This window comes from Nonomuraea typhae (assembly GCF_009760925.1).
GTDB lineage: Bacteria > Actinomycetota > Actinomycetes > Streptosporangiales > Streptosporangiaceae > Nonomuraea > Nonomuraea typhae.
In genome coordinates this window covers 299,754-318,662 of the sequence record NZ_VRLV01000002.1, presented here as the reverse complement: position 1 = coordinate 318,662, position 18,909 = coordinate 299,754, and the positions used below count along the sequence as shown (strand labels likewise).

Sequence of the window (18,909 nt, the reverse complement as noted above, 5' to 3'; positions counted from 1 at the left end):
GCTCCCGGCCGCCCCCGCCTCGCCGTCACGATGCGGACCTCCGGGCGCGTACGGCTGCCGCCAGCGGCGTGTGCGGCCCGGCCGCCAGGATGAGCTCCTCCTGCAGGCGCCGGCGCGCGACGGGCGTGAGCCGGTGGAACTGGGGCCCCGGCACGTATCCGCCCGCCTCCTCCCCGGCCTTCACCTGACCGAGGAGGCCGGCGTGCCGGAGCGTGCGCAGGGCCGCCTCCAGCTCGCCGATGGGCAACTGGGTGTGCCGCCGCAGCTCGTCCACCGGCGTCGGGTACGGCGACAGCCACGTGTCCTCCGGCAGGGCCCCCTCGGCCCGCGGGATCGCCACCGAGTGCACCAGCACCAGGGTCAGCACCGCCCGCTCGCTCTCACCCAGCCCGCCGCCCGCGGCCGCCTCCGCGGCGGTGGCGTCGCCGTAGCCGGAGATCCAGCGCTCGTGCTGCTGGATGAGGGTACGGCCGCGCCGTGCCAGCATCTCGCCCAGCGTGCGCCGCATGGCCGGATCCCGGAGCGCCATGAACCTGGCCTCCGGCACCGGCTCGGCCGCGTGCTCCAGCACCAGGTGGGCGGCGACGAGCTCGGCCCGGCGGCGCTCGTCGTAGCCCGACAGCAGGTCGTCGAGGTCGGGCCGGCCGCCGTCCACCTGCCCGCCTGGCTCGGCGGCGGCGGAGACGCCGGCCACCAGGTCGTCGTCGCCGACCACGGTCAGCTCGTCGCGCTCGGGCTCCGGCAGGCGCCGCACCAGCTCCTTGAGCTGGGCGAACGACTCCACCGGCCACAGGGCGCAGCGCGGGCCGAGGCGTACCAGCCCGTCGGAGAGGATCACCCACGAGGACTCGTGCAGGCGCCGCAGCGCGCCCACGGCCCAGTTGCGCATGAGGTCGTCGGAACGGCCGATGAGCGCCCGGTAGGTGTCCAGCACCAGCTCGACGGGGGCCGCGACGCCCGGCCACGGGTCGCTCGTCAGGTCGCGCCAGCAGCACTTGAGGCAGGCCGCCAGCACCCGCCTGGCCTCCCCGGCCCGCTCGACCGGCATGGGGGCGACCTGGTGCTCCTCCAGCAACGACGGCGTGGCGCCATCGGGCCACACCGGCACCGCCACCCCGGTGGTGTCGGCATGGGTGAGCCGCACCATCCCGGGCGGCGCCGCCACGCCGGCGCCCAGCCGCAGCGGCCCACCGGAGCGTGCCATCGCATGCGCGACCGCCGGAGCCATCTGGCCGATCTGGCCGAACCGCACCACCGCTTCTGACACCACGTCGTCAGGGGCGGCCGACGCCGCCTCGGGCGCGGAGGCGCTGCGCGCGTCGGGGGAGGTTGCCTCGGGGCCGGGGGTGGTCATGCGGTGCGCTCCAAGAAGCCGTGGGACAGCCAGGCGGGCTCGCGGGCCGGGTCGACCGTGAGCTCGTCGGACCAGGTGAGGCGATAGGGCAGCTCTGGGCGCAGGTCGATGCTGGTCAGGTCGGCCAGCAGGCGGCGGGCCGAGGGCCAGTCGGCGCCCACCGCGTCGGCCAGGCGGATTCTCGTGGATCCGCCCAGCAGGGACTCGGCGAGTTCCGTGAGGCGGGCGGTCACGGCGTCGGTGGAGCCGTCGAGGGAGTCGGCGGGGCCGGGGTCGGGCAGGTCGGAGCGCGGGGGAGTGGGCTGGGCGGGGACGGGACGCGGGGCCTCGTCCACCGCGCGGGCGATGGCGGCCGGATCGTGCCAGGGCGCCGGGGCGTCGAACAGGAAACCGTCGAGAACCGCGGCCAGGCGTTCGCGCGAGGCGGTCTGGGCGAAGGTGCGCCAGGTCTCCGTGGGCAGGAGGGTGAGGTTGCGGGTGGTGCCCGCGGAGTCGGCCAGGCGGCCGGCGGCGCGGCGGCTGGCGTCGCTGTAGGCGTAGATGGCCGCGCGCAGGTCGGTGCAGGTGCGGTCGAGGGCGGGCCAGCGGGTGAGGATGGTGCCGTGGAGGCTCTGGGCGCGGCGGGCGATCTCCTCGGTGCCCCACAGCTTCGGCGCCTGCTCGCGCAGCTCCTCGATGGTGCCGGTGGTCAGCGTGATGAGCTCCAGGGCCCACAGGCGGAAGGCGCGGGCCAGGTTGACCGCGCTCTGCCTGGCCTCCTCCATGGTGGTGCGCGGGTCGGCGACGTTGAGGTCTTCCAGGGCCAGCAGGCGGTGCATCTCGGACTGGCCGCCGTCGTCCATCATGCGGCGGATGAACATCAGGCCGACGACGCTGGTGAACGAGGCGCGGTAGCGCAGCTGGTTGGGTTTGGGGAAGACCTCGCGGATGGCGCCCAGGCCCTTGAGCACCCGCAGCCGGTTGTCGAACTGGTCGCCCGGGTAGGCGCGGCAGGCGTAGCGCATCTGCTCGTGTGTCAGCCACTCCTCGCCCGCCTCCGCGAACGCCCCGAACAGCGTCTCGGCGATGTCGACCAGGGCCGGGTCGTCGACCACGGCGCCGCTGTCGCGGGCCAGCGCGGCGAACATCCGGCGGTAGGTCGACAGCACCGCCTCCTCCGAGAGGGCGGCGTCGAGGGTCAGGGGCTGTTCAGGCACGCGCACTAAGGTACGGCTTCGCACCGACACTCTGGCACCGGACGCGGCGTGCCGTACCGGAGAACGCACTGTCTCGGAGAACGTGCCGTACCGGAGAACGTGCCGTACCGGAGAACGTGCCGTACCGGAGAACGTGCCGTACCGGAGAACGCGCCGTACCGGATAGCGACCGCCCGGCGTCAGCTGCCGAAGGCGCCCTTCGCCGCCCGGGCGCGCAGCACCAGGTCGATCGCGAAGCGCCGGTCCGGCTCGGTCAGGGCGTCGCCCAGGGCGCTTTCGAGCTGCCGCATCCGGTACCGGACGGTCTGGGGATGCACCTTGAGCTGTTCGCCGATGTCGGCCGCCGTCCCCCGGGTGGACAGCCACACCCCGAGCGTCTCCAGCAGCCGCTCCCTGCGCCCGGTGGTGAAGGCGTCGAGGGCGGCGAAGGCCCGGCGCGCGATCTGCTCGGTCAGCTCCTGGTCGGCCAGCAGCCACAGGGTGAGGAGGTGATCCTCGCAGCGCATGAGCGGCGCCCCCGCGATGATGCCCTCGTCGGCCAGCGAGAAGACCCGCCGGGCCCACCGCAGTGCCGAGGGCGCCCCGGTCAGCGGGACGGTCACGGAGATCACCGCGGGCAGGCCGGTCAGCAGTTCCTCCAGGCGCGCGGTCCGGTCGGGGCCGAGGGCGCCGGGGAAGAGGAGGCAGGGTTCCGCGCTGTCCCAGTCGGCCAGCACGCCGGGGTCGAGCGGGCGGCCGGGGTCGGCCGCGCCGGGGCGGAGGGCGACCAGCGTGATCTCTTCCGCGGGGGTCCAGGCGGCCCGGGCTGCGCGTTCGGCCACGGCGCCGCCGCCGTCGAGGATGTGGCGCAGGAGCCTGGCCCGGCGTTCACGCAGGTCCTTGCTGGCGCGGGCGAGTTCTTCCTGGTGGCCGCGGACGGACTGCTCGGCGAGGTCGCCGATGAAGGCGATGATGGAGTCGCCCATGGTGGCCACGAGGGACGGGGCGATGCCGTACCTGTTGCCGACCTCGATGCTGCGGCGCCAGACCAGGCGCAGGCCGAGCCGGTAGGCGGCCTGCAGGCTGTCGAGGCTGCGCCCTTCGCGGGCTTCGAAGCGGCCGAGCTGGCGGCAGACGGCGTCGCGGGCCTCGAAGGAGGCGGTGGGGTCGGCGACGCGCTGGATGAACGAGGTAAGGATGCAGTCGATGCCGCGGCGTAACAGCTGGCCGTGCTTGCCGGTGGTGCGATGGGCGAACTCGGGGATCGATTCGCGGATGGCCTGCAGGACCTCGTCCACCATGCTGGGTACTTCTGGCCACATGATCTCGGCGAAGTGCGGCGGGATCGGGCCGGATAAGTCACCCTGTTCAACGGTTTGCGTCAACAGTCACACCTCCCTCGCACGCTTTGTGACATGTGACACAACGAACATAGGGAAGAGCCCGGTCTCCTCACAAGAGACCAGGCACTTCCTTGATCATCGAACCTTTCAGGGCACGATGTCGGTGTACTTCTTGAAAGATCCGTATTGCTGGAAGATCGCGGTGTTGTAGCCGGCCGCGGCAGGGGTGCCTGCCTGGGAGTTCACGACCGCGTTCAGCAGCCCCAGGTTGAGCCCGCAGCCCTGCGCGCCGGGCACCGCGAACGCGTTGTCCACGATCGTGGCCTTCTGGATCGGCGGATTCGTCGACACGAGAACGGGTCTCACCCCGGAGATGGGCGTGTTCGGCGGCGGCGGGTTGGTGGTGCCGAGGATGAGGTTCAGCCGGACCGGGCCGGCGTCCGAGCCGAGCCGGCAGTTGTGGCCGAGGACCGGGTTGATGATGCGCACCTTCAGCGCCATCTTCCAGATCGGCCCGGGCACGACGTCGAACGAGCCCGCGTACTGGGGCTCGGCGTAGACGGCGGTGAGGATGGGGTCGCCGAAGATGCCCCTCCTGACCGTCATGCGCTCGGCCCGCAGCCGGCCGAAGACGGTCACCTGCTTGCGGGTGTCGGGGTCGAGGCCCGTCGCATAGGTGATCTTCATCTCCTTGTTGATGACCTGGTCGAACTTGCCCAGGACGAACTTCCCGCCGTTGACGATGATCACGTTGCACGTCCAGAACCGGGGATCGGCCCGGTCGGGCAGGTCGGGACAGTCGTCGAAGTCGAACGCGGGGATGGTCTCCGCCTGCGCGGGGGTGGCCATGGCGGCCGGCGTCACCATCATGAGCAAGGCGGCCAGGACGGCTTCGGCTCGCTTCACTGGATTCCTTTCGAAAGGAGCCCCCGAATCGGATGTCGTCGGATCAGGCCTTGGTGGCGTAGAGCTTCTGGTCGTAGGTGCCGGAGTTGGCCACGGTCTCGCCCTTGACCACCACGTTGGCGAAGGCCGCCGCCGCCTCGGGGCAGTAGACGTCGTTGGTCTCGGAGGTCATCAGGTAGAACTGCTGCCCCTGCGCGCTGCCCTGGGCCTGGGCCACCCCGGTGTCGGGCCGGTTGGGGTTGTCCGGGTTGTAGAGGTCGATCTCCATGTCGGGCGTGTCGGCCGTGAGGCCGTAGTAGCAGGTCTGCGGCTCGGTGGTGACGGCCGGCATCTCGATCACGGCCTTGATCTTCACGCCGGGCTGGTCGCCGGGCAGCTTGAGGAAGGTGTCACGGCTGTTGACGTGGTCGTCGTCGTAGCGGATGACGCCGGTGCCGTTGGTGTCGATCGCGGTGATGGTGGTGGTGCCGCCCTGGTTGTTCGGGCAGGCCCCGCCGGAGCCGTTGTTGTCGATCTGGACGAAGTTGACGTAGCCGCCGGTGCCGTCGGAGTTGACGCCGCCGCGGAGCTGGGCGTACTGGCAGGTGGTGTCCACCAGGCCGATGAAGGGCGCGTTGCCGGAGAAGTAGACCTCGCCGAAGCTCAGGGCCTGGATCCTCCCGGAGTACGGCGCGGCGGTGGCGGTGCCCTTGCGGATGGTGGGCAGGGAGTCGGCGGCCACGGCCGTGCCCGGCAGCAGGATCAGCGCGGCGGCGGCCAAGGCTAATGGCGCGGACACGCGGGCGAGGGATTTCATCGGGTGCCTCCGTGAATGTGAGATGGTGACGAACGTCACAGAAACAGAAGAGAGTTCTGGCGTCAACAATTCGAAACGCGGAAATATGTATTGCTCAGCCAGTGACAAACAATGCGCGGTGAATTAGTCATCGGCTGCCAACCGGCCGTCGCTCATCCGGTGACAAAGCCGTCCCGCCGTTTTGTCAGCGCGTGACAGAGGTGTCTGACTGTCTTGAAATATCGTCGCATTGTGTCCTAGCGTGCCGCGCACACCGCTGAAGGGACTGCCATGCGCCGCGCCGCATCGTGGATCGCCGCCGGACCGGCCGCCGCCGTCCTGGCGACCGTGCTCGTCACAGGGGGGAGTGCCGCCACCGGGTCGCAGGGCCCGGTGTCGGACACCACCTACGGCTGCAAGGTCGGCACCTCGACCGTCAACCACCGCATCCGGATCCGCCTCACGGTCACGATGAAGAGCCCGGAGGCCGTGAACACCGACGTGCGGCCAGGGCGGCTCAGCATGAAGATCGTGATGCCCCGGTCGATCCTGGCCGACGTCTCCGACCCGCCGGCGGACGCCCTGACCGCCGTCATCACCCCGAAGGTCACCGCCGCCTTCAAACCGGACGCCGGCGAGGCGCCGGAGCCGCGCGTGCTCAGCTGGCGGCAGGTCCGCAGCCCGGCCAGGAGCCCCGTCCCGGCCACCGGGGAGGTACGGCTGACCGCCGCGACGTGGACGGCCGGCCAGCGCGGCGACGCCTTCCGTACGGCGGTGCCCGGCACGGCGACGTTCACCGCCTCGGCGCTGACGATGGCGCTCACCCCCGCGACCGGCCCGGCCAGGACCGCGACCTGCACGCCGGAGTCGGCGACCGTGCAGGCCAAGGTGCTCTTCCGCGGCCCGAGCCCCGGCACGGACTGCCCGCCGAACCCGGCGGCCACCGCGCTCAACCCCGACTTCGAGGTCCCGGAGGTGCCGCCGACCGCGGTGCCGGGCCCGATCCCGCCCGCCATGGGCTGCGCCAAGCTGAAGGGCTTCTCCAACATCAAGAAGCTCGACGCCGGCGTCTCGATCGAGTCGCTGTCGGCGGTGAAGAGCCTCACCGGCTTCCGCTGGGTCGTGCCCAGGGACCCGCCGCCGGGCACCGTCCCCTGGCAGCGCCAGGACTATGTCGGCGAGAACCAGCCCGTGCGGGCCACCGGCACCTTCCTCACCTTCGGCTTCGTGCCCACGACCACGACGGTCGAGCTCACCCAGGTGGGCGTGGCCAACGTGCACCTCATCGACTCCTCCACCGCGGACGGCTCCGACGACCTGATGGTGGCGGTCAACGCGCGGGTGACCATGCGCGTGCTGAAGGCCGCCATGAACGGCCGGCAGGTGGAGGTCGGCCCGAAGTGCCGCACGTCGAAGCCGCTCGACCTCAAGCTCAGGGGCGGCGAGATGTACGACCCGCCGTACCAGGACAACCTGCTCGTGGGCGGCGTCCTGCGCGGGCTGGTGACGATCCCGCCGTTCACCGGCTGCGGGGTGGGCGAGGACATCAGCCGCCTGCTGACGGCCGCCGTCTCGGGCAAGGGCAACGAGATCCAGGTGACCCAGGGAGCCCTCTGCGGCACGGCCGGCGCCCCGTCACCCCAGTGCCCGCCCGAGGTGACCATCAACGGCAAGAAACTCGCACAAGATGATAAATCCGGAAATTGAGCTCATCATGCGTTGACAGAAGCCGTGACCGATGCGGAATCGTGTCTTTAGTCACTTGCTTCGCAAAGACCGCGGTGAGTAGTTTTCCCGCACGCAATGCCACGACCTGTTGGGCGAGGTAATGGGAATTGAAGTGGCGGTCCACGGGCTGACCAAGTCCTTCGGCACGCAGACCATTTGGGAAGACGTCTCGCTGATTCTGCCCGCCGGCGAAATCAGCGTGATGCTCGGCCCCTCGGGCACCGGGAAAACGGTGTTTCTCAAATCCCTGATCGGCCTGATCAAGCCGGAAAGGGGCCGGGTCATGGTCGACGGCGTCGACATGATCAACTCCCCGGACCGCCAGGTCTACGCGGCCCGCAAGCTCTTCGGCCTGATGTTCCAGGACGGCGCCCTGTTCGGCTCCATGAACCTCTACGACAACATCGCCTTCCCGCTGCGCGAGCACACCAGGAAGACCGAGACCGAGATCCGCAGGATCGTCCTGGACAGCATGGAGACGGTCGGCCTGGCGGGCGATGAGAAGAAGCTGCCCGGCGAGATCTCCGGCGGCATGCGCAAGCGCGCCGGCCTGGCCAGGGCGCTGGTGCTGGAACCCGAGATCATCCTGTGCGACGAACCCGACTCCGGGCTCGACCCGGTCCGCACCGCCTTCCTGTCCCAGGTGCTCATCGACCTCAACGCCCAGTTCGACACCACGATGCTGATCGTCACCCACAACATCGACATCGCCTCCACCGTCCCCGACAACCTCGGCATGCTCTACCGCCGCGAGCTGGTCACCTTCGGCCCCCGCGAGGTCCTGCTGACCAGCGACGACGAGGTCGTCCGGCAGTTTCTCAAGGGCGACATCCGCGGGCCCATCGGCATGTCGGAGGAGAAGGACGCCGCCCTCCGCGCGATGGAGAGCGCCGTGCCGTTCGCCAGGAAGGCGATCCCCGAGCAGCTCGCCCCCACGCCGGGACTGCCACCGCGCCAGGCCGTGTGGCGGCGCATGGACCGGGTCATGCGCCTGCTGCCCGAGCTCGCCCCCGCGGCCAGGGACGCGATCATCTCCCGCCACCTGCCCGGCGCGAAGGAGTAGACGATGGCCACGATCACCGGCGGCTTACGCCAGACGGGCAGGATGTTCGCCCTCGGCGGCTCCGTGCTCGGCCTGATGTTCCGGCGGCCGTTCCAGTTCGCGGAGTTCATCCAGCAGTTCTGGTTCATCACCAGCGTCACCATCCTGCCCGCCGCCCTGGTCTCGATCCCGATCGGCGCGGTCATCTCCCTGCAGGTCGGCTCGCTGGCCCAGCAGATCGGCGCCCAGTCGTTCACCGGCGCGGCCAGCGTGCTCGGCATGCTGCAGCAGATCAGCCCGATGATCGTGGCCCTGCTGGTGTCCGGGGCGGCCGGCTCGGCCATCTGCGCCGACCTCGGCGCCAGGACCATCCGCGACGAGATGGCCGCCATGGAGGTCATGAGCGTCAACCCCATCCAGCGCCTGGTCGTGCCCAGGGTGCTGGCCGCCATGGGCGTCGCGGTGCTGCTCAACGGCCTCGTCTCCGTCGTCGGCGTGGCCGGCGGCTACTACTTCAACGTCGTCATGCAGGGCGGCACCCCCGGCGCCTACCTGGCCAGCTTCTCGGCGCTGGCCCAGCTGCCCGACCTCTACATCAGCGAGCTCAAGGCGCTGATCTTCGGCTTCATCGCCGGCGTCGTGGCCGCCTACCGGGGGCTCAACCCCGCCGGTGGGCCCAAGGGCGTCGGCGACGCGGTCAACCAGTCCGTCGTCATCACCTTCCTGCTGCTGTTCTTCGTGAACGTCGTGCTCACGGCGATCTACCTGCAGGTCGTCCCCTCGAAGGTGGGCTGATGCACACCAGAGTCCTCACCTGGCTGGACGACCTCGGCGACCAGTTCGGCGTCTACATCAGGGCGCTGCTGTGGATCCCGGCCGCCGTCACCCGCTACTTCAAGGAAGTGCTGCGCCTGCTGGCCGAGGTCGCCTTCGGCAGCGGCGGCCTGGCCGTCATCGGCGGCACCATCGGCGTGATGGTCGCCATGACGTTGTTCACCGGCGTCGTCGTCGGCCTTCAGGGGTACGCCGCGCTCGACCAGATCGGCACCGCCTCGTTCACCGGCTTCGTCTCGGCCTACTTCAACACCCGCGAGATCGCCCCCATCGTCTCCGGCCTGGCGCTGTCGGCCACCATCGGCGCCGGGTTCACCGCCCAGCTCGGCGCCATGCGCATCAACGAGGAGGTCGACGCCCTGGAGGGCATGGGCATCCCGAGCCTGCCGTACCTGGTCTCCACCCGGATCGTGGCCGGGACCGCGGCGATCATCCCGTTGTACGGCATCGGCCTGATCAGCTCCTACCTGTCCTCGCGCATGGTCACCATCGTGGTCAACCAGCAGTCGGAAGGCACCTACGACCACTACTTCGGCGTCTTCCTGTCGCCGGCCGACGTCATGCTCTCCTTCCTCAAGGTGCTGATCTTCAGCGTGATGGTGATCCTCGCCCACTGCTACTACGGCTACCGCGCCTCCGGCGGGCCCGCCGGGGTCGGCGTGGCGGTCGGCCGGGCCGTACGCGCCTCGATCGTGCTGATCAGCGTCACCGACTTCTTCCTCAGCCTGGCCATCTGGGGCGCCACCACGACCGTGAAGATCACCGGGTAAGGAGCGAGGGATGAGACGACGGCTGGCAGGGGTGGCGTTCCTCATGGTCCCCGTGCTGCTGGTGTGGTTGTCGGTGGCCGTCTACACCAAACAGTTCGCCGACGTCGCGCTCGTCACGCTGCGCACCGGCAGCGTCGGCCACCAGATGCACCCGCTGGCCGACGTCAAGGTGCGTGGGGTCGTGGTCGGCGAGGTCAGGACGATCGCCGCCGACGGCGACGGCGCACGGCTGACGCTCGCCCTCCAGCCCGCCCGGCTGCGGCTCATCCCCGCGAACGTCAGCGCCCAGATGCTGCCCACCACCGTCTTCGGCGCCCGCTACGTCGCGCTCATCCCGCCGGCCCAGCCGTCCGGGCGGTCCCTGGCCGACGGCGCGGTGATCTCCGAGGACCGCACCGCCAACGCCATCGAGCTCCAGGTCGTGCTCAACAACCTGCTGCGGCTGCTGACCGCGGTCAAACCGGCCAAGCTGTCGGCGACGCTCAACGCCATGGCGCAGGCGCTGGAGGGCAAGGGCGAGCAGCTCGGCCGGACCCTCGTGCAGCTCGACGCCTACCTCGAGAAGCTCAACCCGCACCTGCCCGAGCTCAACGCCAACGTGCGCGAGCTGATCGCCTTCAGCCACCTCTACAGCGAGGCCGCGCCCGACATCCTGCGCGCGCTGGCCGACTTCACCACCACCAGCAAGACCGTCGCCGAGCAGCGCGAGAACCTCGGCGAGCTGTACGCGAGCGTGACGGCCGCCTCCCAGGACCTCACCACGTTCCTGCGGGCCAACTCGGCCAACCTCATCCGGCTGGCCGCCCACAGCCGCCCCACCCTGGAACTGCTGGCCCGCTACTCGCCCGAGTTCCCGTGCACCCTGGAGATGATGGCGGCCTTCGTCCCGCTCATGGACAAGGTGCTCGGCAAGGGCACCAAGGAGCCGGGCCTGCACGTGAAGGCGATCGCCGTGCAGAGCAAGGGTCGCTACCTGCCCGGCCGGGACGCGCCCGTCTACCGGGCCACGGGCGGGCCGCGCTGCTACACCGTCCCCTACACCGGCGACGGCACCCGCCCGACCGGAGGCCCGACGCCCTCGCCCTCCGCCTCGCCGTCGGCGAGTCCGACGGCGAGCCCGTCAGCGAGTCCGTCAGTGAGTCCCACGGCGAGTCCGTCAGTGAGTCCGTCGGTCTCCGCAAGCGCCACGCCGTCCTCCACGTCCGGCCCCACCCCGCCCGTGGAGGCCCTCGGCGGCGCGTACGGCCCGCCCAACTCCGGCGCGGAGAGCCGGCTCGTCAACGAACTGCTCGCCCTGGAGTACGGCGGCGCCCCGCAGGACCTGCCCGACTGGAGCAGCGTCCTGGCCGGGCCGCTGTACCGGGGCGCCGAGGTGAGGATCCGATGAGGGAAGTCACCGCACCGCTGATCAAGTCGATCGCCTTCGTCGTCGTGACCGTCCTGGCCACGCTCGCGCTGGCGATCAGCGTGGCCAACAGCGACCTGGGCGAGCGCACCACCTACCGCGCCCGCTTCACCGACGTGGCCGGGCTCAACACCGGCGACAGCGTCCGCATCGCCGGGGTGCGCGTCGGCCAGGTCGAGGCGATCGCCATCGTCGAGCGGCGGGTGGCGGAGGTGGAGTTCTCCCTCGAGCGTGACCGCCCGCTGCCCGCGGGCGTGACCGCGACGATCAAGTACCTCAACCTCGTCGGCCAGCGCTACATCGACATGGGCCAGGGCGAGGGCGAGATCGGCGGCGTCCTGGCCGCGGGGGCCACGATCCCGCTCGGCCGTACCACCCCGGCGATCAACCTGACCGAGCTGTTCCGCGGCTTCCAGCCGCTCATGCGGGCGCTCTCGCCCCGGGACGTCAACAAGCTGGCCGACGAGCTCATCCGGGTGCTCCAGGGCGAGGGCGCCACGGTCGAGAGCCTGCTGCGGACGGTCGGCGAGCTGACCAGTTCCCTGGCGGCCAAGGACGAGCTGATCGGCGAGGTGGTCGGCAACCTCGGCAAGGTCGTGGCCACCGTCAACGCCCGCGACAAGCAGCTGACCACGCTCGTGGTCACCCTGCGCAAGCTCATGAGCGGCCTGGCCGCCGACCGCGAGCCCATCGGCACGGCCGTCAGCGCCCTGGGCGAGCTCACCACGAGCACCGCGGGTCTGCTGGCCGAGAGCCGCGACCCGCTCCGGCGCGACATCACGCAGCTTCGCCGCCTGGCCGGCAACCTCAACGCCGACGAGCCGCTGGTGGAGCGGTTCCTGCAACGACTGCCGGACAAGACCGAGATCATCTCCCGCACCGCCTCGTACGGCTCCTGGTTCAACCTCTACCTGTGCGAGGCGCTGATCAGCGGCGTCACCTACACCGACGACCGGCCGCCGCCCACGGGCATCCCGAACAAGCAAGGCAGGTGCAAGCGGTGAAGCGGCTGCGCGAGCGCAACCCCATCCTGGTCGGCCTGGCCGGTCTGCTGATCATCGGCGGCGTCGGCGCCGCGGCCTACCAGGCCGACGCCCTGCCGATCATCGGCGGTGGCACCGACTACACCGCCTACTTCACCGAGGCCGCCGGGCTCACCAGAGGCGACGAGGTACGCGTGGCCGGGGTGCGGGTCGGCAAGGTCAACGACGTGGCGCTGGACCGCGGCAAGGTCCGGGTGGAGTTCCGGGTCAGGGACGCCTGGATCGGCAACCGGACCACCGCCGCCATCATGATCCGGACGCTGCTGGGCGCCAAGTACCTCGCCCTGGACCCGCTCGGCCCCGAGGCCCAGGATCCGGCCCGCGCCATCCCCACGTCGCGCACGCTGGCCCCCTACGACGTGACCACCGCCTTCGACGACCTCGGCCGCACCGTGGCCCGGCTGGACACCGACAAGATCGCCGAGAGCCTGGACACGATCGCCGCGACCTTCTCCACCACACCCTCCCATGTACGGCAGGCGGTCACGGGCCTGTCGGCGCTGTCGAAGACGATCTCCTCCCGGGACGCCGAACTGGCCCGCCTGCTGGCCGGGACCAAGAAGCTCAGCGGCACCCTCGCCGCCCAGAACGACAACTTCGCCGAGCTCCTCAGAAGCGGCAACCTGCTGCTCGGCGAGCTGCGCAAGCGCCGGGAGGCCATACACGCGCTGCTGACCGGCACCCGGGAGCTGTCGGCCCAGCTCGTCGGCCTGGTCCGGGACAACCGCGAGCAGCTCGCCCCCACCCTGCGCGCCCTGAGCCGGGTCGGTGACGTGCTCCTGCGCAACCAGCAGGACCTGGACCGGGCACTCGCGCTGGCCGGGCCGTACACGCGGCTGGTCGGCAACACGATCGGCAACGGCCGGTGGATGGACGGCTACCTGTGCGGGGTGATCCCGCGCCACTACCTGCCGGACGGACTCCCCGAGAAGGGCTGCCTTCCTCCCAAACCGGGCGGCCGCCAGCCGTCCCCGACCGGCAGCCCCACACCCACGCCCAGTTCCAGTCCCACGTCCAGTCCCACGCCCACGGGCAGCCCCGCCCCGGGATCCACCAAGGGAGACGGCCGATGACGGCCCACCGCGGGCGCGTCACCGCCCTGCTCGGCGCGCTCGTCCTCGCGCTCACCGGCGCCGCCGCGCCCGAGCAGGCCCCCGCCCGCCAGATCACCGCCTTCTTCCACTCGGCGGTCGCCGTCTACCCCGGCTCCGACGTGCGCGTGCTCGGCGTCAAGGTCGGCGAGATTACCTCCGTCACCCCCGAGGGCACGCAGGTCAGGGCGCTGCTGACGCTGGACGACGACGTGGACGTGCCCGCCGCGGCCAAGGCCGTCGTGGTCGCCCCCGCGCTGGTGGCCGAGCGTTACATCCAGCTCACCCCGGCCTACACCGGCGGCCCGAGGCTCGAGCCTGGCGCGGTGCTCCCCGCGGACCGCACCGCCGTACCCATGGAGCTGGACAAGCTCTACGAGACGCTCAGCGAGTTCGCGCAGGCGCTCGGCCCGGACGGCGCCAACAAGGAGGGCTCCCTCTCGCGCGTGCTCGACGTCGGCGCCGCCAACCTCAAGGGCAACGGCCGCGACATCAACACGCTGGTCGCCGAGTTCGGCAAGGCGTCCAAGACGCTCTCCGACTCCAGCGGCGACCTGTTCGCCACCGTGCGCAACCTCGCCGCCTTCACGCGCATGCTGCGCGCCAACGACGATCAGGTACGGCTGGCCGAACAACAGCTGGCCGACGTGGCGGGCTTCCTGGCCGCGGACCGCGACGAACTCGGCGGCGCCCTGCACGAGCTGGCCGGGGCGCTGGGCGAGGTCAAGACGTTCGTCGCCGAGAACCGCACGCTCCTGGCCGCGAACGTGGACAAGCTCGCCGGCATCACCCAGACCCTGGTGGACCAGCGCCGCTCGCTGGCCGAGGCCCTGGACAACCTGCCGCTGGCCGCCACGAACGTGGTCAACGCCTACGACGAGGAGACCCGGACGATCATGGGCAGGGGCGACCTGCTGGAGCTGATGTTCGGCCCCGCCGCACGGGCGCTCGACCCCGCGCAGGTCGCCGATCCGGAGCCCACGCCGGCCGGCGGCCCGACGCCGGAGCCCTCCCCGTCCAAGACGGCCCAGCCGACGCCCGGCGCCGCCTCCAGCCCGACGCCCTCACCCACGGCGACCGGCTCCACCGCCCGGCCGAGTCAGAAACCCAGCCCGAGCCCGGCCGTGGAGATCCCGGGACAGGAGGAACGCTGATGGCCCGCCGTACACGCGAGGCAGCCGCGCTCGCGGCGGCGGCCGGGATGCTGGCCGGGTGCGGGTTCGGCGGCATCAGGGACGTGCCGCTGCCCGGCGGCGCCGACCTCGGCGAGCGGCCCTACACGGTGACCGCCGAGTTCGAGACCGTGCTCGACCTGGTGCCGCAGGCGGCCGTCCGGGTCAACGACGTGGCCGTGGGCCGGGTCACCCAGATCACGCTGCCGAAGGACGGCTGGACCGCGCGGGTCACCATGCTGGTCAACGGCGCCGTGACGCTGCCGGCCGACGCCGAGGCCCGGCTGGAGCAGACCAGCCTGCTCGGTGAGAAGTACGTGCAACTCGCCGCGCCGAAGGGCGGCGGCGGCGGCACGCTGGCCTCCGGCGCGCACATCCCGCTGAAGCGCACCAACCGCAACGCCGAGGTCGAGGAGGTGTTCGGGGCGCTGTCGATGCTGCTCAACGGCGGCGGCCTGGCCCAGATCAGGACCATCGCCCGCGAGCTGAACAAGGCGCTCGACGGCAACGAGGCCGAGATCCGCGACCTGCTCAAACGGCTGCAGGTCCTGACCGGCACCCTCAACCGGCACAAACAGGAGATCATCGACGCCCTGGAGGGCCTCAACCGGCTGGCCAGGACGCTCGACTCCCGCCGCGCCGAGGTCAACACGGTCCTGGACGACCTCAGCCCCGGCCTGAAGGTGCTGGAGGAGCAGCGCGGCGCGCTCGTCACCATGCTGAGCCAGCTCGAGAAGCTGTCCGGCGTGGCCGTGGACGTGATCGACCGCAGCAAGGCCGACGTCGTCGCCGATCTGCGGGCACTCGACCCCGTTCTCCGCAACCTCTCCGACGCCGGACGCGACCTGCCGAAGGCGCTCGAAGTGGCGCTCACCTACCCGTTCACCGACGAGATCGCCAACGCCGTCAAGGGCGACTACCTCAACGCCTACCTGGCCATGGCGGCCGGGCCCGACGTCCAGCCGATCGTGCCGACCATCTCGATCAACGCCGACCCGAAGGACGACTGGCCCGAACTGCCGATCGACATGGTCAAGCAGAAGCCGTTCAAGCAGCGGTCCGCGACGCCCTCGCCGTCCAAGAGCAAGACGCCCACCCCCACTCCCAGCCCGAGCAAGACCAAAACCCCGACCCCGAGCCCGGAACCCGAGCCGACGCCCACCCCCACCCCCACGCCGACCTCGACGCCCAGCCCCGAGCCGACCCCCTCCCCGGGAGAGGAGAACTAGATGCTGACCCGCGCCACCCGCATCCGGGTCGCCGCCTTCCTGGTCATCGCGGTCACGGTGATCGGCTTCATCGGGCTCGAGTACGCCAAGCTCGGCAGGTTCTTCGGCCGGCCGGGCTACTACGTGGTCAAGCTGGAGCTGGCCGAGACCGGCGGGCTGTTCCCCGACGCGAACGTCACCTACCGGGGCGTCACCGTCGGCCGGGTCGGCGACATGACCCTCACCGAACGCGGCCTCGTCGCCGACCTGCGCATCGACGACGCCGCCCCGCGCATCCCCACCCGGCTGAAGGCGGTCGTCGCCAACCTGTCGGCCGTCGGCGAGCAGTACGTGGACCTGCGCCCCTCCACCGGCGACGGCCCGTACCTGGCGGCAGGCTCGGTCATCCCGAAGATCGCCGGCAGCACCCCCGCGCCGGTCACCGAGATCCTCGGCAGCGTCAACGCGCTGGCCGCCTCCGTCCCCCTCGACTCGCTGCGCACGGTCGTGGACGAACTGGGCAAGGCATTCCAGGGCCAGGGCGCCAACCTGCGGGCCCTCCTGGACTACCAGAGCAGCTTCGTGAGGGCCGCCGACGAGAACATCGTCCCGACCACCCGCCTGCTCATCGACGGCACGTACGTCCTCAAGACCCAGAACGAGGAGGGGCAGGCGCTGCGCGACTTCGGCCGCAACGCCCGCCTGCTCGCCCAGCAGCTCAAGAAGTCCGACCCCGACCTGCGCACGCTCATCACCGAGGCGCCCGGCGCCACCCGCGAGCTGTCCCGGCTCGTGCGCGAACTCGACCCCGGCTTCAGCGTCCTGGTCGCCAACCTCCTCACCACCGCCGACCTCACGCTCACCCGCCGGCGCGGCCTCGAAGAGCTCCTGGTACGGCTGCCGCAGGTCGTGGCCGCGGGCACCACGGCCGCCAAGGACGGCACGTTCACCTTCGGCCTGACCAACACCTTCTTCAACCCGCTGCCGTGCGTGCGCGGATACGGCAAGACCGTCTACCGCAACGGCCTCGACACCGATGCCGGGCCGCCGCTCAACACCGGCGCCCGGTGCGCGTCGCCGCCGTCGACCGGCATCGGCGTGCGCGGCTCGGCCAACGCGCCCAAGGGCGGCGTGCCCGAGGCGGCCAAACCCGGCTCGCTCAGCCTCGACGAGCTGCCCGGATACCTCGACGACACCCCCGGGGACGACCCGCGCGACGACGGCCCCGGCAACGAGATGGAGGAGCTCCTGTGGCCGGATCCCGATCGCTGACCCGCCGGACCGGGCCGCCCTTGCGGCGGCGGGCGCAGCCCGCCGCCCTCGTGCTCCTCGCCGCGGCCGTCGCCTTCTGCGGCTGGTCCGGCTGGGCGTCCTGGCAGGCGCGGGCCGACCCGCGGGCCGCCTACGCCGCCGAGCGCGACCGGGTGCTGGAGGCAGGGCGGCGGCACCTGACCGTCCTCAACACCATGGACAGCGCCGGCGCCGGGCTGGCCCGGTGGCAGGACGCCACGACCGGCCCGCTCCGCGAGGAACTGGCCGCCGGGCGCGAGCGTGCCCGGCAGGCCGTGGAACAGGCCGGGACCACCGCCCGGGCCAGTGTCATCGAGGCCGCCGTCACCGCGCTCGACCAGGAGGGCGGCGACGCCCAGATCATCGCGGCCGTCGAGATCGAGGTCACCCGGCCCGGCAGGGCGGCCTCGGTCGAGCGCAAACGGTTCCAGGCCGGGCTGGCCAGGACCGGCGCGGGCTGGAAGCTCAAGTCGTTCACCGCGATCCCCGCCGTGGGCGAGTGAGGAGGAGGCCGGCGTGGACACCGAAGCGACCCTGGTCGCCGAGACCGGCACCGCGACCCGGCGCGGCCGCCATGCCGTACCGGGGGAGAGACGGCGCGCGCGTGAGAAGGACGGGTGGCGCCGGCGGGCGGCCGCCCGGCCGCAGAGTGAGTCCGGCCGGGCCTCCGCCTGGTGGGTACGGCCGGCGATCCTCACGGGGATCGCGCTGGTCTTCCTGGTCACCGGGGTGGCGTTGCGGACGACGGCCACCCACGGCGCGACCCCGGCCAACCGGGCGCTGCTCGACCGGACGGCCACGGCCCAGGTCGCCGGGGACGTCGGGACCGCGCTGGCCAAGATCTTCACCTACTCGCCCGCCGAGCTCGAGGCGACGGAACAGGCGGCCCGCGACTCCCTCGACGGGACCGCGGCCGGGCAGTACACGCGGCTGATCACCCAGATCCGCCGCGACGTGGTGACCCAGCAGGCCACGCTCACCACCCGGGTGGTCCGCGCCGGCGTCGTCACCCTCACCGCCGACACCGCCCGGCTGCTCGTCTTCCTCGACCAGACGGCCACCCGCGGCGGCAAGCCCGCAGGCCCGGCCGTGGCCGCGCAGCTCACCGTGACCGCGCACCTGCGCGACGGCCGCTGGCGCATCACCGAGATCACCTCCAGCAAGGCGAAGAGATGACCACCACAAGCCCCCAGGCGGCCCCCGAAACCCCCACCGCCCCTTCGCCTTCCTCGGACGAGGGCAGGGGCCGGTTGCGGAGGGCGGCGGTGGCGTTGTTCGCCGTCTCCGCGATCTGCGCCGGCTGGTTCGGCTGGGCGTGGGTGGGCGCGGCCGGAGACGAGGGGCTGGGCTACTCCCGGTTGCGCGAGGAGGTGCTGAGGAGCGGTACGCAGGCCGTACAGAACATGAACACCCTCAGCCACCGCAGCGTCGAGCGGGACCTCGCCCTGTGGGAGGACTCCACGGCCGCCCAGCTCCACCAGCAGATCGTGCAGGGCCGCGGCACGTTCGCCGCGGAGATCGCCAAGGCCGGGACGACCACCACGGCCAAGGTCATGGAGGCGGCGCTGACCGAGCTCGACGCGGCGGCCGGGACCGCCCGCATCATCGCGGCGGTGCGGATCACCGTGATCCCGCCCCAGGGCGAACCCGCGGTCAAGAAGAGCCGCCTGGTCGGCGAACTGACCCGTACGGCCGGCGGCTGGAAGCTGTCGGCGCTCACCCAGGCTCCGGACGGAACCACCTCATGACCAGCCCAGACAACCCTTCAGAGGA

18 protein-coding genes are annotated in these 18,909 nt (G+C 71.5%); 13 read left to right on the top strand and 5 right to left on the bottom strand.

All coding sequences use genetic code 11. The features are described 5' to 3' along the window. Positions 1-25: 25 nt before the first annotated feature. The 5 genes from FVE25_RS55015 to FVE25_RS07985 form a co-directional block, all read right to left on the bottom strand. A complete protein-coding gene (locus FVE25_RS55015) occupies positions 26-1,354 on the bottom strand; it encodes a hypothetical protein (protein WP_246266790.1) in 1,329 nt (442 codons plus the stop codon). Next, a complete protein-coding gene (locus FVE25_RS08000; RefSeq protein WP_157245793.1) occupies positions 1,351-2,550 on the bottom strand; it encodes a hypothetical protein in 1,200 nt (399 codons plus the stop codon). Before FVE25_RS08000 ends, FVE25_RS55015 begins: the two co-directional genes overlap by 4 nt. A gap of 179 nt (positions 2,551-2,729) precedes the next feature. Next, positions 2,730-3,914, bottom strand: a complete 1,185-nt coding sequence (locus FVE25_RS07995) for a PucR-like N-terminal domain-containing protein (RefSeq protein ID WP_157245792.1) — start codon at positions 3,912-3,914, stop codon at positions 2,730-2,732. Between the two features lie 105 nt (positions 3,915-4,019). Continuing rightward, positions 4,020-4,778 (bottom strand): hypothetical protein, encoded by a 759-nt coding sequence (locus tag FVE25_RS07990; RefSeq protein ID WP_157245791.1) that lies wholly within the window; start codon positions 4,776-4,778, stop codon positions 4,020-4,022. A gap of 43 nt (positions 4,779-4,821) precedes the next feature. After that, positions 4,822-5,574 carry a hypothetical protein gene (locus FVE25_RS07985; RefSeq protein ID WP_157245790.1) on the bottom strand — a complete coding sequence of 251 codons (753 nt, stop codon included), beginning with the start codon at positions 5,572-5,574 and terminating at the stop codon, positions 4,822-4,824. Between the two features lie 270 nt (positions 5,575-5,844). Here FVE25_RS07985 and FVE25_RS07980 point away from each other — a divergent pair, with 270 nt between their 5' ends. The 13 genes from FVE25_RS07980 to FVE25_RS07920 all read left to right on the top strand — a co-directional run bounded on the left by FVE25_RS07980 (position 5,845) and on the right by FVE25_RS07920 (position 18,884). Further along, a complete protein-coding gene (locus FVE25_RS07980; RefSeq protein WP_157245789.1) occupies positions 5,845-7,260 on the top strand; it encodes a hypothetical protein in 1,416 nt (471 codons plus the stop codon). A gap of 121 nt (positions 7,261-7,381) precedes the next feature. Beyond that, positions 7,382-8,344 carry an ABC transporter ATP-binding protein gene (locus tag FVE25_RS07975; RefSeq protein ID WP_157245788.1) on the top strand — a complete coding sequence of 321 codons (963 nt, stop codon included), beginning with the start codon at positions 7,382-7,384 and terminating at the stop codon, positions 8,342-8,344. 3 nt (positions 8,345-8,347) lie between these two features. Continuing rightward, a complete protein-coding gene (locus FVE25_RS07970; protein ID WP_157245787.1) occupies positions 8,348-9,118 on the top strand; it encodes an MlaE family ABC transporter permease in 771 nt (256 codons plus the stop codon). Next, entirely contained in the window at positions 9,118-9,927 is an 810-nt protein-coding gene (locus FVE25_RS07965) for an MlaE family ABC transporter permease (RefSeq protein ID WP_157245786.1), read from the top strand. Before FVE25_RS07970 ends, FVE25_RS07965 begins: the two co-directional genes overlap by 1 nt. A gap of 10 nt (positions 9,928-9,937) precedes the next feature. Further along, positions 9,938-11,314 (top strand): MCE family protein, encoded by a 1,377-nt coding sequence (locus FVE25_RS07960; protein ID WP_157245785.1) that lies wholly within the window; start codon positions 9,938-9,940, stop codon positions 11,312-11,314. After that, positions 11,311-12,336 carry an MCE family protein gene (locus FVE25_RS07955; protein ID WP_157245784.1) on the top strand — a complete coding sequence of 342 codons (1,026 nt, stop codon included), beginning with the start codon at positions 11,311-11,313 and terminating at the stop codon, positions 12,334-12,336. Before FVE25_RS07960 ends, FVE25_RS07955 begins: the two co-directional genes overlap by 4 nt. Further along, a complete protein-coding gene (locus FVE25_RS07950; protein ID WP_246266788.1) occupies positions 12,333-13,448 on the top strand; it encodes an MCE family protein in 1,116 nt (371 codons plus the stop codon). The genes FVE25_RS07955 and FVE25_RS07950 overlap by 4 nt, the downstream gene beginning before the upstream one ends. Next, positions 13,445-14,620, top strand: coding sequence for an MCE family protein (locus FVE25_RS07945; protein WP_157245782.1), 1,176 nt, complete (start codon positions 13,445-13,447; stop codon positions 14,618-14,620). The genes FVE25_RS07950 and FVE25_RS07945 overlap by 4 nt, the downstream gene beginning before the upstream one ends. After that, on the top strand, positions 14,620-15,867 hold the full coding sequence (locus FVE25_RS07940; RefSeq protein WP_157245781.1) for an MCE family protein: 1,248 nt from the start codon (positions 14,620-14,622) through the stop codon (positions 15,865-15,867). Before FVE25_RS07945 ends, FVE25_RS07940 begins: the two co-directional genes overlap by 1 nt. After that, the gene (locus tag FVE25_RS07935; protein WP_157245780.1) at positions 15,868-17,118 is read left to right on the top strand and encodes an MlaD family protein; all 1,251 of its coding nucleotides are present in this window, start codon (positions 15,868-15,870) and stop codon (positions 17,116-17,118) included. It abuts the gene before it with no gap. Beyond that, positions 17,097-17,639, top strand: coding sequence for a hypothetical protein (locus tag FVE25_RS07930; RefSeq protein WP_219825381.1), 543 nt, complete (start codon positions 17,097-17,099; stop codon positions 17,637-17,639). The genes FVE25_RS07935 and FVE25_RS07930 overlap by 22 nt, the downstream gene beginning before the upstream one ends. A 13-nt stretch (positions 17,640-17,652) precedes the next feature. Then, entirely contained in the window at positions 17,653-18,312 is a 660-nt protein-coding gene (locus tag FVE25_RS07925; RefSeq protein WP_157245779.1) for a hypothetical protein, read from the top strand. Further along, positions 18,309-18,884 carry a hypothetical protein gene (locus tag FVE25_RS07920; RefSeq protein ID WP_219825380.1) on the top strand — a complete coding sequence of 192 codons (576 nt, stop codon included), beginning with the start codon at positions 18,309-18,311 and terminating at the stop codon, positions 18,882-18,884. Before FVE25_RS07925 ends, FVE25_RS07920 begins: the two co-directional genes overlap by 4 nt. Positions 18,885-18,909 lie beyond the last annotated feature (25 nt).

Bases quoted from the DNA above. Each gene is read 5' to 3' on its own strand.
- FVE25_RS55015 (WP_246266790.1), bottom strand. From the start codon at position 1,354: ATGACCACCCCCGGCCCCGAGGCAACCTCCCCCGACGCGCGCAGCGCC.
- FVE25_RS07985 (WP_157245790.1), bottom strand. From the start codon at position 5,574: ATGAAATCCCTCGCCCGCGTGTCCGCGCCATTAGCCTTGGCCGCCGCC.
- FVE25_RS07980 (WP_157245789.1), top strand. From the start codon at position 5,845: ATGCGCCGCGCCGCATCGTGGATCGCCGCCGGACCGGCCGCCGCCGTC.
- FVE25_RS07975 (WP_157245788.1), top strand. From the start codon at position 7,382: ATGGGAATTGAAGTGGCGGTCCACGGGCTGACCAAGTCCTTCGGCACG.
- FVE25_RS07970 (WP_157245787.1), top strand. From the start codon at position 8,348: ATGGCCACGATCACCGGCGGCTTACGCCAGACGGGCAGGATGTTCGCC.
- FVE25_RS07965 (WP_157245786.1), top strand. From the start codon at position 9,118: ATGCACACCAGAGTCCTCACCTGGCTGGACGACCTCGGCGACCAGTTC.
- FVE25_RS07960 (WP_157245785.1), top strand. From the start codon at position 9,938: ATGAGACGACGGCTGGCAGGGGTGGCGTTCCTCATGGTCCCCGTGCTG.
- FVE25_RS07955 (WP_157245784.1), top strand. From the start codon at position 11,311: ATGAGGGAAGTCACCGCACCGCTGATCAAGTCGATCGCCTTCGTCGTC.
- FVE25_RS07945 (WP_157245782.1), top strand. From the start codon at position 13,445: ATGACGGCCCACCGCGGGCGCGTCACCGCCCTGCTCGGCGCGCTCGTC.
- FVE25_RS07940 (WP_157245781.1), top strand. From the start codon at position 14,620: ATGGCCCGCCGTACACGCGAGGCAGCCGCGCTCGCGGCGGCGGCCGGG.
- FVE25_RS07935 (WP_157245780.1), top strand. From the start codon at position 15,868: ATGCTGACCCGCGCCACCCGCATCCGGGTCGCCGCCTTCCTGGTCATC.
- FVE25_RS07920 (WP_219825380.1), top strand. From the start codon at position 18,309: ATGACCACCACAAGCCCCCAGGCGGCCCCCGAAACCCCCACCGCCCCT.